Origin of the sequence: Anaerotignum neopropionicum (genome assembly GCF_001571775.1) — a bacterium.
GTDB lineage: Bacteria > Bacillota > Clostridia > Lachnospirales > Anaerotignaceae > Chakrabartyella > Chakrabartyella neopropionicum.
In genome coordinates this window covers 23,563-40,781 of sequence record NZ_LRVM01000016.1, presented here as the reverse complement: position 1 = coordinate 40,781, position 17,219 = coordinate 23,563, and the positions used below count along the sequence as shown (strand labels likewise).

General features: G+C 39.2%; 15 protein-coding genes and 1 rRNA gene. 5 read left to right on the top strand and 11 right to left on the bottom strand.

Going from position 1 to position 17,219, the window contains the following annotated elements; translation table 11 throughout:
* The 6 genes from CLNEO_RS14725 to yneA form a co-directional block, all read right to left on the bottom strand.
* Positions 1 to 93 (bottom strand): 16S ribosomal RNA (locus tag CLNEO_RS14725); the annotation flags it as partial.
* Between the two features lie 814 nt (positions 94 to 907).
* On the bottom strand, positions 908 to 1,078 hold the full coding sequence (locus CLNEO_RS16010) for a hypothetical protein (RefSeq protein WP_157723610.1): 171 nt from the start codon (positions 1,076 to 1,078) through the stop codon (positions 908 to 910).
* 70 nt (positions 1,079 to 1,148) lie between these two features.
* Positions 1,149 to 1,970: an EcsC family protein gene (locus CLNEO_RS14720; protein ID WP_066090905.1), complete on the bottom strand. Its 822-nt coding sequence runs from the start codon at positions 1,968 to 1,970 to the stop codon at positions 1,149 to 1,151.
* 188 nt (positions 1,971 to 2,158) lie between these two features.
* A complete protein-coding gene (gene floA / locus CLNEO_RS14715; RefSeq protein ID WP_066090902.1) occupies positions 2,159 to 3,166 on the bottom strand; it encodes a flotillin-like protein FloA in 1,008 nt (335 codons plus the stop codon).
* A gap of 27 nt (positions 3,167 to 3,193) precedes the next feature.
* Positions 3,194 to 3,664: an NfeD family protein gene (locus CLNEO_RS14710; protein ID WP_066090899.1), complete on the bottom strand. Its 471-nt coding sequence runs from the start codon at positions 3,662 to 3,664 to the stop codon at positions 3,194 to 3,196.
* A gap of 244 nt (positions 3,665 to 3,908) precedes the next feature.
* On the bottom strand, positions 3,909 to 4,271 hold the full coding sequence (gene yneA, locus CLNEO_RS14705) for a cell division suppressor protein YneA (protein ID WP_066090896.1): 363 nt from the start codon (positions 4,269 to 4,271) through the stop codon (positions 3,909 to 3,911).
* 217 nt (positions 4,272 to 4,488) lie between these two features.
* On the opposite strand from yneA, the gene lexA reads away from it, so the two are divergent.
* Together lexA and CLNEO_RS14695 are read left to right on the top strand one after the other, a co-directional pair.
* Entirely contained in the window at positions 4,489 to 5,100 is a 612-nt protein-coding gene (gene lexA / locus CLNEO_RS14700; RefSeq protein ID WP_066090893.1) for a transcriptional repressor LexA, read from the top strand.
* Between the two features lie 12 nt (positions 5,101 to 5,112).
* Positions 5,113 to 7,053: an NAD(+) synthase gene (locus CLNEO_RS14695; protein WP_201032951.1), complete on the top strand. Its 1,941-nt coding sequence runs from the start codon at positions 5,113 to 5,115 to the stop codon at positions 7,051 to 7,053.
* Between the two features lie 77 nt (positions 7,054 to 7,130).
* Here the strand turns inward: CLNEO_RS14695 and CLNEO_RS14690 are convergent, their stop codons facing one another.
* Complete coding sequence (locus tag CLNEO_RS14690; protein ID WP_066090890.1) at positions 7,131 to 8,546, bottom strand: sensor histidine kinase; 1,416 nt, start codon at positions 8,544 to 8,546, stop codon at positions 7,131 to 7,133.
* 225 nt (positions 8,547 to 8,771) lie between these two features.
* Here CLNEO_RS14690 and CLNEO_RS16005 point away from each other — a divergent pair, with 225 nt between their 5' ends.
* The gene (locus CLNEO_RS16005) at positions 8,772 to 9,014 is read left to right on the top strand and encodes a hypothetical protein (RefSeq protein ID WP_162266486.1); all 243 of its coding nucleotides are present in this window, start codon (positions 8,772 to 8,774) and stop codon (positions 9,012 to 9,014) included.
* Positions 9,015 to 9,103: 89 nt separating this feature from the next.
* Here the strand turns inward: CLNEO_RS16005 and CLNEO_RS14680 are convergent, their stop codons facing one another.
* The 4 genes from CLNEO_RS14680 to CLNEO_RS14665 form a co-directional block, all read right to left on the bottom strand.
* On the bottom strand, positions 9,104 to 9,790 hold the full coding sequence (locus tag CLNEO_RS14680) for a response regulator transcription factor (protein ID WP_066090886.1): 687 nt from the start codon (positions 9,788 to 9,790) through the stop codon (positions 9,104 to 9,106).
* A 22-nt stretch (positions 9,791 to 9,812) separates the two neighbouring features.
* The gene (locus tag CLNEO_RS14675; protein ID WP_066090883.1) at positions 9,813 to 12,185 is read right to left on the bottom strand and encodes an endonuclease MutS2; all 2,373 of its coding nucleotides are present in this window, start codon (positions 12,183 to 12,185) and stop codon (positions 9,813 to 9,815) included.
* A gap of 336 nt (positions 12,186 to 12,521) precedes the next feature.
* Positions 12,522 to 14,495: a fructose-bisphosphatase class III gene (locus CLNEO_RS14670; protein ID WP_066090880.1), complete on the bottom strand. Its 1,974-nt coding sequence runs from the start codon at positions 14,493 to 14,495 to the stop codon at positions 12,522 to 12,524.
* Between the two features lie 263 nt (positions 14,496 to 14,758).
* Positions 14,759 to 15,589: a hypothetical protein gene (locus CLNEO_RS14665; protein ID WP_162266485.1), complete on the bottom strand. Its 831-nt coding sequence runs from the start codon at positions 15,587 to 15,589 to the stop codon at positions 14,759 to 14,761.
* 143 nt (positions 15,590 to 15,732) lie between these two features.
* Between CLNEO_RS14665 and ymfI the strand changes: the two genes are divergently transcribed.
* Positions 15,733 to 16,464, top strand: coding sequence for an elongation factor P 5-aminopentanone reductase (ymfI, locus tag CLNEO_RS14660; protein WP_201032952.1), 732 nt, complete (start codon positions 15,733 to 15,735; stop codon positions 16,462 to 16,464).
* Positions 16,464 to 17,153 carry a YjjG family noncanonical pyrimidine nucleotidase gene (locus tag CLNEO_RS14655; protein ID WP_066090873.1) on the top strand — a complete coding sequence of 230 codons (690 nt, stop codon included), beginning with the start codon at positions 16,464 to 16,466 and terminating at the stop codon, positions 17,151 to 17,153. Before ymfI ends, CLNEO_RS14655 begins: the two co-directional genes overlap by 1 nt.
* Positions 17,154 to 17,219 lie beyond the last annotated feature (66 nt).

The window sequence follows — 17,219 nt, the reverse complement described above, 5'->3', positions numbered from 1 at the left end:
CCGAAGCTCTCAGATTTCATATCTCCGCTCGACTTGCATGTGTTAAGCACGCCGCCAGCGTTCATCCTGAGCCAGGATCAAACTCTTAAATTAAAGTTTTGTCCTAACCAGATAATCTGGCTACTTTTCCGATTTTTTCGAAATCGGCAAACTCTTTTGTCTTTTCGCACCTTGCGGTGCTTTGAATTGACTATGGGTTGTGTGTTTGTATTCTACTGTTTAGTTTTCAAGGATCAAATTGTTTCCTATTTGCTGTCACATTTTCTGTTGCCAGCGAAGATTAGTTTATCAGATTTGTTTTCTTTTGTCAAGAACTTTTTTTAAATGTTTTTTATTTTTCAACAATTAAGCTCTTAATAACGCACCCTTAATTCTTATCTTTTCGCACGCCAATCAGCAGTGACAGTTATTTATTATACACTGTTTTTAGATCTTGTCAATACCTTTTTCGACTTTTTTTTCGTTTTTTTAATAAAGTTACCAACACCTGCAAAATCAACGTCTTTTTTGTTGTTTTTTCTACCTGCCAGATTATTTATCACAGCATGCTTCGATCTTTTACTTTTGTGATCTTTAAATCAGGTAATTATTTAAAACCAAACTGTCGGCTTTCACTTCTTTATTTTAAATCCCTTGAAATTGAATGCATTTTTATTGTGAACTACTTTAATTTTAGTTATAGTAAAACCTCCTTCGATATTCTAATGGTTGATGAACCACTTTAAAGTTATCAAAGGAGGTTTATTACTGCTTTAAGCTTTAATACGCCAGTTTGTAGGATGGCTTACAGAGCTAAAGCATCAAAGAAATCAAAGTATTTGATATATACATCACTTTGATTGTCTGCAGCTAAAATCCCCTGTTATAATGAAGGGATTCTCAAAACAACACGAAATTCTCTGTGAACTTAGTTTGTGTTGTTTAATTTGTTTGTCTTATTTGTCTTGTTGGTTTTATTGGTTTTGTCACATTTGCTGGTGGACTGAGAACCTGTGTCAAGGCTATACTCTTGAGCAAACTCGGTCCTATTCATATTTTTTTGTGTTTTTTCTGTGCTTTTGTTCGTCTTCTTATCCATACTCCATGACCTCCCTAGTTTCATTTAAGTCTAAATTGTTCGAGGATTTTCCCCGCAGTCATAGTATGGCTTATCTCTGTTTTTTTATACTTAATCTTTTTTGATTTAGATATCTTTTTTTATACTTTAGCGTTACATACTTCATTACTTTTTGATAAACAATAGGATTTGCAATGCCGCCAACTATACCAACAAGAAAAAACCCTTGTAAAAATTTTGGCAATAATAAGGCTTGAGAAAGCGCATTTGAGGCTTTTTTGATTTCCTCATCTAAGCTAATCATATCAGAAACATTTCCGCTATCTATTTGACTTAACCAAATTTCAACATCCTTGTCAACCGTCCGCATCTTTCCCTTCTCGCTCAAAGCGGCAGTAATCATTTTTAAAATTAAAATTTGTTCTTTTTCTTCATTATAATGATAGCCGTAGCCAATAGATGTCTCGTAAATGCCTTTAAGTAAAATTCCAAGAAACAAAGGAATATCAGGTAATCCTACACCAACAGCGCCTAACCCAATCCCTTCGGTCACAGTAGCACAAGTATTAATTCTCTGTCTTCTTTTCACTTGTTTCTCCAGTTGTGTTAACGACTTGCTATTGGGCCTTTGGTTCATTCGAAAATCATTCACTTCAAATTCAAGAGCTATTTCATCTTTTCTATAAGTTTTTTCAATTATCCCAATCCCTTTTGAAAAAACTAGCCTAAATGCCTTTTGAAATCCTTCATTAATTAATATCACAAGTTTATCTGGTATTTTTTCCGATATCGCCTGCTTTATCCCAACTAGTTCGGAAAAATTCTGATTTGCCACTTCATTTTCCATTTTTATAAAAACTTTCTCTTCTTTCTTTTGTAGTCGTTCCCATTCCTTCTCCAAACTCCTAGCCATAAAACCCCCCATTTCAAAAATGTTTTCTTATATTATAACATATTTAGTTTTTTCACTTCCTAATGAAATTATCATTGCATTTTGCTAATTTTTTTCTTCATTTTATCTGCCTATAATTCTCATTCCTTTTCATTAAAAAAAGACCACCTAATATAGACGGTCTTTTTAAAATTCTTATCCTTCAATTATTATGCCTTTCCAGAAGGCTCAGTTTTAGGAGCAATCACACTGCTAAAATCCGTCTTACCCAGGTTGTTTTTCATGCTACTATCAGCTTGCACATTCTGCATGTGATAATAGTCCATTACCCCTAAATTCCCACTGCGTAAAGCTTCAGAAAGTGCTAAAGGCACCTCAGCCTCAGCCTCAACAACTTTAGCTTTCATATGCTCAACTTCCGCCTTCATTTCCTGTTCCTTCGCAATTGCAGCTGCACGGCGCTCCTCAGCCTTGGCCTGGGCGATTTGTTTGTCAGCCTCGGCCTGTTGAATCTGAAGATGTGCACCAATATTTCTACCAATATCAACATCTGCAATATCAATAGATAGGATTTCATAGGCAGTTCCATTGTCCAGCCCCTTTGATAATACAGTTCTGGAAATTAAATCCGGATTTTCCAAAACACTCTTATGGCTTTGTGATGAGCCGACAGTCGTAACAATGCCCTCTCCAACTCTCGCAATAATGGTTTCTTCCCCTGCGCCGCCGACCAATCTGGCAAGGTTTGTACGAACAGTTACCTTTGCAACTACCTTTACCTCAATACCGTCAATAGCCACTGCGGATATCCATGGTGTTTCAATGATTTTAGGTGTTACACTCATGCGTACAGCCTCAAACACATTACGTCCCGCCAAATCAATTGCAGCCGCTCTTTCAAAAGAAAGATCCAAATTTGCTCTATGCGCCGCAATTAACGCATCCACAACATTATCCACTCTACCACCGGATAACAAGTGAGATTCTAGCTGATTTGCGTTTACATTCATCCCAGCCTTTTGTGCCTTTATCAACGGACGAATAATTCTGTCCGCACGAACACGGCGCAGACGCATACCAATTAACGAAAAAATACTTACTCTAACACCTGCTGAAATAGCGGAAATCCATAAGCCCAGTGGTACAAAGCTTAAGAATATCATCACAATTACGATAATAACAATCAGTGGTAAAACCACCGGAATCACATCAAACATAAATTTTTCCTCCCTAAAATTAAATACTTACGACTCTTCCTTCCATTCTTTGACCGTTACCGTCTTGCCAGAAATTTGAATCACCTCGACTTTTTTCCCTTTGTCAATAAAATCTCCCAAAGAACGAACATCAAAACTCTTCCCATCAATTTCAGCAATCCCAAATGGTCTTAATGTTGTTCGCGTTATGCCTGTCTTTCCAATTAGTCCTACAAGCTTTGACTCGTCAAAATCCTGCACATCTTGACGGTCGCGTAAAATCACTTTGTTATAAAGTCCACTTTTTTTCACTAAAACAAGCATAGCAAAAAACAAAATAATCAATGAGATAAGCATGACAAAAAATACAAAAAAACCATAGATTTTCGCCGCCAAAATTGTTGAACACATCAAAGAAACAATGCCAAGAACGCCAAAAACGCCAAAACCGGGTATTAGCATTTCCGCATAAATCAGCACTAGCCCTAATATCGCCAACACGCCGATCCAAGGTAACATAATCTTCCTCCTTCTTAAAACGCTTTTATTCGCAAAATAATCAGTCACAGAGCGCTTTAATATTTTTACCATCTTACCATAATATAGAAAAGATAACAATACAATTTATGAACCGTAAAAAATGCTTAAGAATTAATCTAGCAGGAGGTTGTTTTAATTTTCTGAATACTTAAATTATGCATCCTTTACTATTGTTGTATTCTTTCTTAATTTTACAATAAATATTATGTAATATTTTAATTTTTTAAAATTTCGACTGTAGAGTTGCTGCAGATTGCATTTTTTGCAATTTTTCTTTTTTTAGCGGTACAATCAAGCTTTCTCCAGATCTTATGTTCTCAGAACGCATTTCATTAAGCACCATAATCTCTTGAATCATATGTTCTATTTTTTGATCTTCTGTTTTATATTTTTGTGCAATTCCCCATAGTGTATCCCCAGATTGAATTGCAACACACTTATAATATATCTTTACTTCCTTCTGCCGCTGCGCCCCTAACGCCATAGTTCCAAGGCATACTACCATAGTAAGGGTTATTAAAAAAAAGAGTTTTTTTCGCATTCCTATTGATCTTTTAACCAAAATTTTACACAAATATTGATTCATATTCAACGCCTCCACCACGAACAAATTTTCCTTTTTTTGTTTTTATAATAAACGAACCTACATTCTTTGTCAATATTTTTTTCATTTTTTCCGAACGTAGGTTTGATTTTGTTTTTATTATGTGCTATACTTCTATTAAATTATTCTTTCGCACCGTTGCTTTGAATAAAATTTTGTGTTTTACAAATTCTATAACCATATAAAAGGAGTGTTTTCAATGGGCGATTTGTCACCAAAGCAAAGACAAATTTTAGAATATATGAAATCCGAAGTAAAGAAAAAAGGTTATCCGCCTTCGGTTCGAGAAATTTGTGAGGCTGTGAACTTGAAATCTACTTCTACCGTTCACGGACACCTTTCCAGGTTAGAGAAAAAGGGGCTTATCCGTCGCGATCCCACCAAGCCTCGTGCAATTGAAATTTTGGCGCCAGACTTCTATGAGACACCACAAAAAGAATTGGTTCAGGTTCCTATAATCGGAACAATTACAGCAGGTGTCCCCATTTTGGCAGTGGAGAATATAGAGGATACCTTTCCAATTCCCGTGGAATATATTCACAATGATACTGTCTTCATGCTTCGTGTTAGAGGCGAAAGCATGATAGAGGCTGGTATTTTCGATAAAGATTTAATTTTGGTACGTCAGCAAAACACTGCAAACAACGGAGATATCGTTGTTGCTCTTATTGAAGACTTTGCAACTGTTAAAACCTTTTATAGAGAAAAGGATTTTATCCGCTTGCAGCCCGAAAATGCCGCCATGTCTCCTATCATTGTTCGCGATGTAAGCATTTTGGGGAAAGTAATTGGTTTGTTTAGAAAATTCTAAGGAGTGTTTATCATGTTCAACTATGTAAAAATTGCTGTTGCTGTCCCAAAGCTCAAGGTTGCGGACTGTGTTTATAATAAAAAAGAAATCCTTAATACCATTGCAAAGGCTGCTGATAAAAAAGTGAAAATTCTTGCTTTCCCAGAGCTTTCCATTACCGCTTATACTTGTGCGGATTTATTTTTTCAGAGCCCTTTGCTTGTCTCCGCAGAAAAAAACCTAGCAGAAATTGCAGAAGACACAAAGGAATTGGACATGCTGATTTTAATTGGCGTCCCTGTTTTAGCTGATAATCAAACCTTTAACTGTGCCGCCCTTCTTCATAAAGGAAAAATTTTGGGGTTAGTTCCCAAAACACTTCTTCCCAACTATAGCGAATTTTACGAGGAACGATGGTTCTCCTCCGCAGATGACTTAATATCGGAGGAAATTTCTTTCGCCGGACAAGTTGTTCCCATCGGTGGGGATCTTCTCTTTACTGCTGAAAAAATTCCGTATTTAAAAGTAGGCGTTGAAATTTGTGAAGATTTATGGGGACCAATCCCGCCAAGCTGCTATTTAAGCCTTTATGGCGCAACTGTCATTTTGAATCCCTCCGCCAGCAACGAATTGGCTGCCAAGCCCGACTATCGCCATCAGCTTGTAGCCCAGCAGTCCTCACGCTGTCTTTCAGCCTATGCATACGCATCTGCGGGTGTTGGTGAGTCCACGCAGGATACTGTTTTTAGCGGACATAGCTTGATTTATGAAAACGGTGTGCTTCTTGGCGAATCCGAATCCTTTTGCCGTGATAATCAGCTAATTTGTGCTGATGTGGATTTAGAATTGCTGGTAAGTGAGCGCCGCAAGCATACAACCTTTATGTCTCAGCTTACAAAACCTGATGCACAAAAATTTTATAGAGAAATTAAGTTTGATATGTGTGTGGGGGAATTAGGGGAATTTTTACGCCCTATAACCGCAAAGCCCTTTACTCCAAAGGATGATGCTTCTTTAAGTAAGCGTTGCCGCGACATTTTTATGATCCAAACAGCAGGCTTGGCGCGCCGCATGGAGCATGTTCACGCTAAAACCTTAGTAATTGGTATCTCCGGCGGTTTGGATTCCACGCTGGCACTTTTAGTTTGTGTGAAGGCTTGTGATTATTTGGGTGTATCAAGAGATCACGTTTTGGGCATTACCATGCCCGGCTTTGGAACAACTGACCGCACATATCAAAACGCTTTAACTTTGATGAAATCTCTTGGTGTAAGCATGAGAGAAATTTCCATTCGTGATGCGGCAATTCAGCATTTTAAAGATATTGGACACGATCCCGCCATTCATGATATTACCTATGAAAACACGCAGGCCCGTGAGCGTACGCAAATTTTGATGGATATTTCAAATCAAACCGGGGGTATTGTTGTGGGAACAGGTGACTTGTCTGAGCTCGCTTTGGGCTGGGCAACGTATAATGGGGATCACATGTCCATGTATGGTGTCAACGCCGGTATTCCAAAGACCTTGGTGCGGGTTTTGGTGAATTGGGTTGCCAACACAGGGGAGCTGGATCGCAAAGCCTCTGAAATTCTTTTGGATGTTTTGGATACTCCCGTAAGCCCCGAATTGCTTCCTCCTGATGAAAACGGGAACATTAACCAAAAAACGGAAGATCTGGTTGGCCCTTATGAGCTTCATGATTTTTTTCTGTATCAAATTATTCGATTTGGCTTTTCACCCGGAAAAGTGTTGTTTTTGGCAGAGCAAGCCTTTGGCGATGCATACCCCAGAGAAATTCTTTTGAAATGGCTGAAAAACTTTTATCACCGTTTCTTTATGCAGCAATTTAAGCGTTCCTGTCTGCCTGACGGGCCAAAGGTTGGCGCTTTGTGCTTGTCTCCAAGAAGCGATTGGCGGATGCCCACGGATGCCTCTAACCGAATTTGGATGGATGAAGTTGAGAAACTATAACTTTTCCTTTTGTTAAATAACGATACAAATAAAAAAACAGTGTCCATTGTAGATGACTACATTTGACACTGTTTTTTTTATTCCTCTGCCAGCTTCAATGAAAACACAAAGGTACTGCCTTCCCCTTCCACGCTCTTTACCGTAATTCCTTCATTATGCGCTTGCAGAAATTCTCTTACAATTGCAAGGCCTATTCCGCTTCCATGCATATCTTCATTGCGGGTTCTGTCCGCCTTATAAAACCGATCAAAAATATATTTTTGATCCTCTTGGCTAATGCCAATACCATGATCCTGAATGGAAACCAGTACTTTTTTTCGTTCGGTTTTTGTAGTTTCCACTTCTATCAGCCCATCCACAGGGGAAAATTTCACCGCATTGCTCAATAAATTTTGAATAACACGAGAAATTTTGTCCTTATCTCCATGAACCATTGTAATTTGATCCGCATAAATTGCTTTTATTACGGCATTTTTATCATTCAACTGGGGCTCAAGCAAAATAATATTATCTCGTATCAGCCCGTTAAGATCAAAATCCGATTCCTCCAAAATAATTTTGCTGCTTTCCGCTCGGCTTAAATCAACAATTCCCTCCGTTAATCTTGAAAGGCGCATGGTTTCCTCCAAAACAATTTGTAAGTATTTTGCCTGCTTTTCCGTGGGCACTGTTCCATCCAGCATTGCCGTCAAGAACCCTTGCATTGAGGTTAGCGGCGAGCGTAAATCGTGGGATACGTTGGCAATAAAATCCCGTCGTGTTTTATCGTTATTTTGCAAGCTTTCCGCCATATGATTGAAGCTCTTGGCCAGCTCGCCAAATTCATCATTGCTAATAATTTCTACTCTATGCTCAAAATTTCCACTGGCAATTACCTTCGCTGCTTCATTCATCTGTTTAATAGGGCGCGTCATTTTTTTTGAGGTCAAATAACTGGCTACAACGGCAAAGAGAAACACAACAAAAATACTGACAATGCCCATTTGATACATTTGATACAGAGATTGCTCCATCTCCGGCATAGGGCGGCACATAAAAATGCCCACCATCTGCCCAACGGAAAGGGGATATCCAACCACCAACGTGGGTACGTCAAACAACGCCTTGGCCTTGGTCTCCATGGAAACGATATTTCCATCCTTTACCCCCTCAACCAATTCCTGATAAGCAAAGGACTGGCCAATCATCATTTCATCTAGTCCCGGTGATGCCAAAACAACAACACCATCTGAATTGACCATTAAAATTTTGGCTCCCATATACTCCTCCAAAACCTGAAGTTCATAGCTTAAATTACTTAAATTCCCCGTTCTGTAAGCATTGGAAAAGGCAACGGAGATATTCCGCCCCTGTTGAATAAGCTCATTTCGTTTTTCCTTCATATAATGCTGCGTATAAACCAGTGAAAGAATGCCCCCTAATACAAGTACACAAATAAGAATGGTACCAATGTATTGCAACATTTGCTTTTTTACAATTGATTTATTCCGCATGATTTTACCTCCAAAAATACATAAAAAACTTCCAATATTCTAAAAAACTGGTATAATAATATGTATACGCTATGTAGAAAGGAGCGAACGGTATAACCGTTTCACAATTTCATGAATAAAAATACAAAACAAAGGCCAACTCCTAACAAAAGAAAAATCTCAACCACTGATATAATTTTAATGCTCCTTGGGATATTCATTTTAATCAGAACGCCTTGGTCGAATATGAATAGCTTTTTTTACCTTCTTTTTTTCCTTTACATTTTCTGCATTATGATGCGCATCACAAATATCCGTAAGCAAAATGCAAAAAAAGAAGCATTGGAGCAAAAAAAGATTGCTGATGAAATGAATGTACTTGAAGAAAAAGGTTCTGATGATCCTGTCAGAGAAAACGACGTTAAAACCCTTGAGGAATCCACACAAACACAGGAAAACTATGACACGCAAAAGGATTCTCAAGAATAAACAGATTTTGTTTCAAAATTCTAGCTGTATGTAGTCGGCTGTTGGTAACAGCCGACTTTTTCACTCTAAAATGCTCTTTCTCATTCTTCTTACTTTTGTCCGAATTTGTATCCAACGCTCCAAACGGTTAAAATTCCCCACTCGTCCTCTTGGCTCAGCTTTTCTCTGATTCGCTTCACATGCACATCAACGGTTCTTGTATCTCCAACATACTCATAGCCCCAAATTTGGTCTAATAGTTGTTCTCTTGTAAAAACACGGTTGGGATGCTCTGCCAAATAAAACAAAAGTTCAAATTCTTTTGGCGGAAATTCCAAGCCTTTTCCATGGTAGGTGACGGAGTAGTTGGAAAAATTGATTTCCAAATTAGGGTACCTTAATATATTAGAATCGCCAGGCTCCTTTGGCTCATAGCGCCTTAAAACCGCCTTTACCCTAGCTACCAATTCCTTTGTATCAAAGGGCTTCACCATGTAATCGTCCGCCCCAAGCTCTAACCCCAGCACTTTATCAAAGGTTTCTCCTTTTGCCGTCAACATAATAATGGGTACGTTGCTTGATTTGCGTACTTCGGTACAAACTTGGTACCCGTCCAATCCAGGAAGCATCAAGTCTAAAATGACAAGATCCGGCTTGATCTCCGCCACATTCTTAACGGCCTCCTTGCCATCGAATGCCTCCTTGGTATCATAGCCTTCCTTCTCCAAATAAAGAGAAATCAGCTCTGCAATATGCTTATCATCATCAACAACCAAAATTTTTTGTTTCCCGCTCATGAAAATCCCCCCTCTGAAAGAACTACTTTAACTCTACAACGGTAACCCCTGCTTCACCCTCACCGTACACGCCCGGTCTTTGGCTTATTACATGAGGATTTGTTTTAAGATAGCTTTGTACCGCTGTGCGCAATGCACCGGTTCCCTTACCGTGAATAATCACAATCTGCTTTAATCCCGACAAATATGCATCGTCAATATATTTATCTATGTTTCCTATGGCCTCTTCCACCAATTGCCCCCTGCAGTCTATTTCCGCTGAAATAAATTGGCTCTTGGAAGTCTTGGTGCGACCTGGTGCTTGCTTTTGCTTCATTTCCTTTGCCTTGGGCGAGTCATCCAGCATTAATTCTGCCAGCGGGAATTTGGCTTTCATCATCCCCATTTGCACCATGACTTCTTTGTTCTTGTCAGGTGGCGAAAGCACCACTCCGTTTTGATCAAAGGAAATCACATAAACCCTATCTCCCGCTTGTAATTTTTCAGGCACCTTATGGTTCGGCTTAACCTTCTTGGACTTTAAAAAATCCTCTTGCACAGAAGAAAGCTTTTCCTTTAGCTTTGTTCTATTCTCAATCAGCTTTTGCTGGTTTCCCTTTTCCTTGGCCTGACGATTCATTTCCTTAATAATGCTGTCAGCCTCTTCCTTCGCTTGGGCATAAATCAGCTTTGCTTCCTCCCTTGCCTTTTGCAATATTTTTTCCTTCTGTTCTCTGGTTTTTTCCTTTTGCAGCTCTACCTCAAGCTTTAGGCTCTCTGCTTCCTTACGATATTGCTCAGCACGTTCCTGCTCGTACACCACAGATTTTTTGCTGATTTCCAAATCTGTAATAACGTCCTCAAACCTTGCCTCATCTTGACTAATGAATTCCTTTGCACTCTCTAAAATATAATCCTGCAAGCCTAACCGCTTTGAAATTGCAAAAGCATTACTCTTTCCCGGAATACCAATAAGCAAACGGTAGGTTGGGCGTAAGGTTTCAACGTCAAACTCACAGCTGGCATTTTCCACACCTTCCGTAGAAAGGGCATAAACCTTCAGTTCACTGTAATGTGTTGTTACTGCGGTACGAATTTTTCTTTCTTTTAATGCTTGAATTATGGCAATAGCAAGGGCGGCACCCTCCGTAGGATCGGTACCCGCGCCCAATTCGTCAAAAAGAACCAAAGAATCATCCGTTACCTCCTCCATAATCCTTACAATATTCGTCATATGTGAAGAAAAGGTGCTTAAACTTTGCTCAATGCTTTGCTCATCCCCAATATCTGCAAATATGTTATCAAAAATGGCTAATTGGGAGTGATCAAAAGCAGGAATATGAAGCCCAGCCTGTCCCATTAAGGAAAATAAGCCCAAGGTTTTTAAGGCAACTGTCTTTCCACCTGTATTTGGCCCCGTAATCAATAATGTTGAAAAATCCTTCCCCAAGTAAATATTAATGGGCACAACTGACTTATCCTCCAGTAAGGGATGCCTTGCTTTTTGAATATTAACATATCCCTTGGTGTTAAATAAAGGCTGCGTTCCTGCCATGGAAATGGACAGCTCTCCCTTGGCAAAAATAAAATCCATTTGGGTCAAAAGCTCCAAATCCGCCTCCAAAATTGCACTGTTTTCCGTAACCAAAAGGGATAGCTCTACCAAAATTTTGCGAATTTCTTCTTTTTCCTGGGCTTGCAGCTCTTTAATTTTATTGTTTAGCTGTATAACACTTAAAGGCTCCATAAACAGCGTTGCCCCAGTGTTGGATTGATCATGAATCATACCGGGAAAGCTGTTTCTGTACTCACTTCTTACAGGAACGCAGTAGCGGTCATTTCTGATGGTTATCACAAAATCCTGCAGCATATTTCTGTATGCCGAGGAAGAAATGATACCGTTTAAATGATCCTTTACCTTTTCATTGGAAGCCTTAATTTCCCTGCGGATATTTCTCAGCTCGCTGCTTGCATCATCGGAAATTTCCGTTTCTGAAAGAATACAACGACTGATTTCATTTTCCAAGGAAGGTAACGGCGCTAGCAGCTCAAAATATTCATCCATGCGCTCATAGGATTCCGCCTTATTTTCGTGCTTCCCATAGTTTTTAATTTTACGGCATACATAAAGAAACTCCCCAACGCCCATCAATTCAGAAATAGACAGAACGCCCGCCATGCTTGCACGCTTTAACTGCGGTCTGATTTCCCGAAATCCGCCAAAGGAAGGTGTTCCCTTTCGCAAAAGCATATCCGTGGCTTCCGTTGTTTCCTGCTGCCAAAGGGCAATGTCACTCATTGCCGTTTGAGGGTATAGCGCCCTGGCACGTTCCTTTGCCATAGGTGAAACCGCAAATCCTGCTAATTTTTCAATTATTTTGTCATACTCCAGTGTACGTAATGCTTTTTTGTTCATTTTAATACCTCATTCAATCCATAGAGAATATTTATATTATATCTTATATCCTTAAGTATACCATAAAAGAAGACACATGAAATTCCAGGAACTCTTCCATCGTTTTGTGCTCACTACGCAACAGAGCTCCATCAAATAAAACTGTCTCCTTAAAGTTTATCATATCTACTAGTAATTATATCATATAAATTCACGAAAACAATTTTTTTCCGTACTTAATCTCCCTTTTCTATCGTTCTCTTTCTTCCGCTGGTTTTTGAGGTCAGCAAAAAACCTTTTTACTCCAATAAAACACAAAGCCGCCTTTCCCTTTTAGGATTGGCGGCTTTTCCGTTTTTATTGTTCTTTAATCAAACCATTTTTGTAGGTATAAAGCAACTTTTCCAGTTCTTCAATGCTTTCCAATAGCTTCTTGCCAATATCTGTATCCCTTACGCGAATACGATCTTGGGTGTACTGCAACGCCACGGTTGAGGAGAGAATATCCTTTTCCTGGACAATGGCCACTTCTTTCGAAACGAACGGCTCATGAGAAACCAACACCAGTCCGTGGGAGTTATAAATCAAGGTATATCCGGCAATGCCTGTCACCTTCTGATATGCCTTTGCAAACCCTCCATCAATTACAAAAAGTCTTCCATTGGCTTTAATGGGGCTTTCCCCCTTAGAAACCTTTACTGGTACATGTCCATTGATAATATGAGAAGTATCGGGATCAAGTCCAAAGGCTGACAATACCATTTTACAAACACTTTCTTCGTTTCGTAAGGAATAGTACGGATTACTAACCTCCTTGTGCGTTGTTTTATCGTCAATAAAATACCGCTCAAAGGTTGTCATCTTTTTCTTTCCAAATAAAGGAGAGTCCTCGCCACACCATAAATACCAGATGATATCCATACACTCACGCTTGTTTTCACTATGGGGCTTGCTAAAGTAGCCTTCTCGGACCGTTCTTTCCACTTCATCCAAATATTCTTTTCCGCTATATTTCTTGCCGCGGAAACGTACGGTTTTTATTGTTCCATCCTCATTCATGGGAATACCACCATGGAACAAAAGGTTGGAATTAAAAATCGTATACATACTGCCCTTGCTGTAAAGAACACGGGTATGCTCCTGCAACTTCTGACTGTTTATAAAAGAAGATTTTATCTTATCCATTACAAACTGCTCATCAGCGGTGAGCTTATAAGGATCTTTAACATCAATCGTAGGAAAATTCATATCGTTCATTTGATATTCTTTTCCTTCAATTTGAATCGTTCCCTTTTCAAAATTAATTTTATCCAGCAGCAAACGATTTTCCATTTTAAACTCAGGGTGACGCTTAATAATTTGCGCCTCCATTTTCCATTGCAATACAGAGATTGCCTTATGCATTTTGGCAATCATATTAAAATCCTTATCGTTCAGTTCCTCTGTGCCTTTTGGGGCAAACTGCGTACAAGGATCATTGGCGTATTTTTCCATGGCAAACGTAGCCAAAGGAATCAGGTTGATTCCATAATCCTCTTCAATGGTATCCAAATTGGCATATCTTGTTTGAATACGCAAAACATTACAAATCAAAGCTTGACACCCTGCCGCCGCTCCCATCCAGGCAATATCGTGGTTCCCCCACTGAATATCAACCGAATGATACTGCGCCAAAATATCCATAATTGCCGCCGCATTGGGACCTCTGTCATAAATATCCCCAATAACGTGAAGCTGATCAATGGCCAATCTTTGAATCAGGTTAGCCAATGCAATAATGAAACGATCCGCCTGATCTAAGTCAATAATCGTACGAATGATTTCGTTATAGTACATTTCCTTATCACGGCTGATACTGTCTTCGTGGAGCAATTCTTCGATAATATAGGTAAACTCCTTGGGCAGTGCCTTTCTAACCTTGGAGCGGGTATATTTTGAAGAAACCACCTTGCAAATACGAACCAGCCTATGTAAAGTAATTTTATACCAGTCATTTAAATCCTCATCCTGTTCCGTCATCATTTCAAGCTTTTTTTCGGGATAGTAAATTAAAGTTGCCAATGCCTTCTTTTCACTTTCCAACAAGCTTGCGCCAAAAATTGCGCTAATATGGTTTTTGATAACCCCGGATGCATTTCTCAAAACATGGCTAAAGGACTCCGCTTCCCCGTGAATATCGGAAACAAAATGTTCTGTGCCCTTTGGCAAATTTAGTATTGCTTTCAGGTTCATTACCTCTGTTGCTGCGCTATTGATATTTTTATACTGATTTGCCAGCAATTTTAAATACTTCATTTCTTCTTGTGTAAAGGATTGTTCTGTCGAATACATCTTTCGCCCACCATTCTTTCAAATATAAACATTATCTCATTCATTATAGCAGAGGCCTTTTTCTTTTCCTAGACTTTTTTAAAAATATTTTTTCAAATCGGGACATTTTTCGTCCCATTTCAATCCTTTTTTCTTAATTCACATTGTCATTAAAAAAATCCAATTAATATAAATTGCCCCATAAAAACATCGTCCCCATTTGAAGCCTTTGGTATGAAAAAAGGCCTTTTCTCATTCTTAAAAAGAAAAAGCCTTAACCTTAACTAATTTTTATCCCCATCAACTGAACTATCTGCTGCATATTCCGTTGCATTGTATCTTCTTTCCAGTATAAAAGCCTCTCTGTTCATGAATAAAACTGTCATTCCCACAAACGCAAAGCTACCGGAAATATAAGCTAATGTATAATACAAAATATCTGTTGCAATATTCTCGGGTGCCATAAGTAAAACTGTGCTAAACGCCCAATCCCATCCCGCTGAGATAAAGGAAAATACCATGGCAAATAGCAAAGTTTTCCAAAATTTTCTTCTAGTTATTTCTTTGCTGTATGCAAGCGCATTCCACCCCTTTACCCCTCTTAAACCAATGGCATAGATATAAAATATCCAAACTATTCCAAGATATATCCCGGGAAAAATAAAACACAAGCTTGCGAGAAAAACCAAAATTCCATAAGGAATTCCCGTTATAATAATTGCCCCTATGCAATTCATTGCTTCGCCAATGGCCTGTTGCACTTGGATAGGCTCATTGTATAAGTAGCTTTTTATAATCCTTGCAATTGCAATAATGCCAACAGGCTCCAATATTAACAGCACCATCATCTGCAATATATGATTTTCAAAAAACGTCACAAACACCTGGGAGTTTGCAGGGAAGCTCTGCATCAGTCCGCCTGCTTCAACAAGCTTCATTATAATCAAAGTGCTACTGTTTAACTTATCCATAATCATCGCATTTAAAATGCTGATTGGGAAAAAAAGCATAGCGACGACAAGTATAATCTCCTTAAAATTCTTAATGAATAAATTCATAGTGATAGATAAAATTTCTATGAACTTCAACTCTCTATGATTGATTGCTTCTAGCATACTTCCACCCTTTCTGACCAAAAAGTCAATAGAAACAGTATACCGCATTCCAGTTGAAATTCCAACTGCTTTGTGCCTTGTATTTCTTAAAATTTTCCGCTACAATATAGAAAACATTAAAAGGCAGGGATACTATGAGCTTAATGGGTAAAACCGTTTTTATAACCGGCTCCTCCAGGGGCATTGGTCAGGCAATTGCTTTTGCTTTTGCCCACGCAGGCTGTAACATCATTTTAAGTGCATCTCAAAGCAAGGAGGCCCTTTGGGCGATGGAAAAAACACTGAAAGACGCGCGTATTCCCGTACTTGCCCTCCTTGGTGACGTTTCGGATTATGATACTTGCAAAAAAATGTTCCAAACCATAGAAAAAACCTTTGGCAGCGTTGATATTCTAGTCAATAATGCAGGCATTGCTCATATCGGCCTGTTTACCGATACCACGCCCCAGGAATGGCAAAGGCTTATGGCGGTAAACCTGTTCTCTGTTTTTAACTGCACCCACCTTGCTGTACCGTCCATGGTGCAAAGAAAAAGCGGTGCTATTATTAATATTTCCTCTATGTGGGGTGAAATCGGGGCTTCCTGCGAGGCTGTATATTCCGCTTCAAAAGGAGGCATCAACAGCTTCACAAAAGCAATGGCAAAGGAGCTTGGGCCTTCGGGAATTCGGGTAAATGCCATCGCCTGCGGTGTCATTGAAACCCAGATGAACGCCTGCTTTGATGAAGAAGAACGCAATGCCCTCACCGATGAAATCCCACTCATGCGCTTTGGAACACCCGAAGAAGTGGCAAAGCTGGCACTTTTTTTGGCCGACGAAGGTGCCTCCTATCTTACCGGGCAGGTTGTAACCTTAGATGGAGGTATGCACTAATGAAAAAGAAATTTTTATTGTTCGATGTTGACCACACCCTTTTGGATTTTTCAACCTCAGAAAAAAAAGCCCTAAAAAAAAGCTTTGATGCCTTTGGAATACCTTTTACCGAGGAAATCCTTGCATGGTATCTTGCCCATAATCAAACGCTCTGGGCAAGCTATGAAAATGGGTGCATCCCTCGTGAGACAATTTTTGAAAACCGCTTTGGCGATACTTTTTCCCAATTCTCCATCAGTGCCGATGGAAATTTGATGGAAAAAACATATCGGCAAGCCTTGTCCGAGGGTGCTGATTTGATAGAAAACGCCTTGGAGGTAATTTCTAAGCTTTCTGAAACCTACAAGCTGTATATTGTGACCAACGGCCTTGCCTCCACCCAAGAAAAACGTCTTATAGATTCTGGGCTTGCTACTTATTTTGAAGCCGTTTTTGTTTCAGAAATAATGGGCTTTCAAAAACCCATGGTTGCATATTTCGACTATTGCTTTGCACGTATTCCTGATTTTCAAAAAAGCCACGCCTTGATTATTGGAGATTCTTTGTCCTCCGATATCCAAGGAGGTATTCGTGCAGGCATTGACACCTGCTGGTTCAATCCTGCCCATCTTATCAATAATACCTCCTTTCAACCGACCTATGAAATTCATAATCTGATGGAGCTATTCTCTCTTTTGGGAATCAGTTAAACAAAAAAAAAATAGCATACAAAAAACGGCCTCCGCAAATTTTTCTGCAGATGCCGTTTTTAAGTT

Bases quoted from the DNA above. Each gene is read 5' to 3' on its own strand.
- CLNEO_RS14665 (WP_162266485.1), bottom strand. From the start codon at position 15,589: ATGCTAGAAGCAATCAATCATAGAGAGTTGAAGTTCATAGAAATTTTA.
- yneA (WP_066090896.1), bottom strand. From the start codon at position 4,271: ATGAATCAATATTTGTGTAAAATTTTGGTTAAAAGATCAATAGGAATG.
- CLNEO_RS14690 (WP_066090890.1), bottom strand. From the start codon at position 8,546: ATGCGGAATAAATCAATTGTAAAAAAGCAAATGTTGCAATACATTGGT.
- CLNEO_RS14675 (WP_066090883.1), bottom strand. From the start codon at position 12,185: ATGAACAAAAAAGCATTACGTACACTGGAGTATGACAAAATAATTGAA.
- CLNEO_RS14670 (WP_066090880.1), bottom strand. From the start codon at position 14,495: ATGTATTCGACAGAACAATCCTTTACACAAGAAGAAATGAAGTATTTA.
- CLNEO_RS16005 (WP_162266486.1), top strand. From the start codon at position 8,772: ATGAATAGCTTTTTTTACCTTCTTTTTTTCCTTTACATTTTCTGCATT.
- CLNEO_RS16010 (WP_157723610.1), bottom strand. From the start codon at position 1,078: ATGGATAAGAAGACGAACAAAAGCACAGAAAAAACACAAAAAAATATG.
- CLNEO_RS14680 (WP_066090886.1), bottom strand. From the start codon at position 9,790: ATGAGCGGGAAACAAAAAATTTTGGTTGTTGATGATGATAAGCATATT.
- CLNEO_RS14710 (WP_066090899.1), bottom strand. From the start codon at position 3,664: ATGTTACCTTGGATCGGCGTGTTGGCGATATTAGGGCTAGTGCTGATT.
- CLNEO_RS14655 (WP_066090873.1), top strand. From the start codon at position 16,464: ATGAAAAAGAAATTTTTATTGTTCGATGTTGACCACACCCTTTTGGAT.
- CLNEO_RS14720 (WP_066090905.1), bottom strand. From the start codon at position 1,970: ATGGCTAGGAGTTTGGAGAAGGAATGGGAACGACTACAAAAGAAAGAA.
- ymfI (WP_201032952.1), top strand. From the start codon at position 15,733: ATGGGTAAAACCGTTTTTATAACCGGCTCCTCCAGGGGCATTGGTCAG.
- floA (WP_066090902.1), bottom strand. From the start codon at position 3,166: ATGTTTGATGTGATTCCGGTGGTTTTACCACTGATTGTTATTATCGTA.
- CLNEO_RS14695 (WP_201032951.1), top strand. From the start codon at position 5,113: ATGTTCAACTATGTAAAAATTGCTGTTGCTGTCCCAAAGCTCAAGGTT.
- lexA (WP_066090893.1), top strand. From the start codon at position 4,489: ATGGGCGATTTGTCACCAAAGCAAAGACAAATTTTAGAATATATGAAA.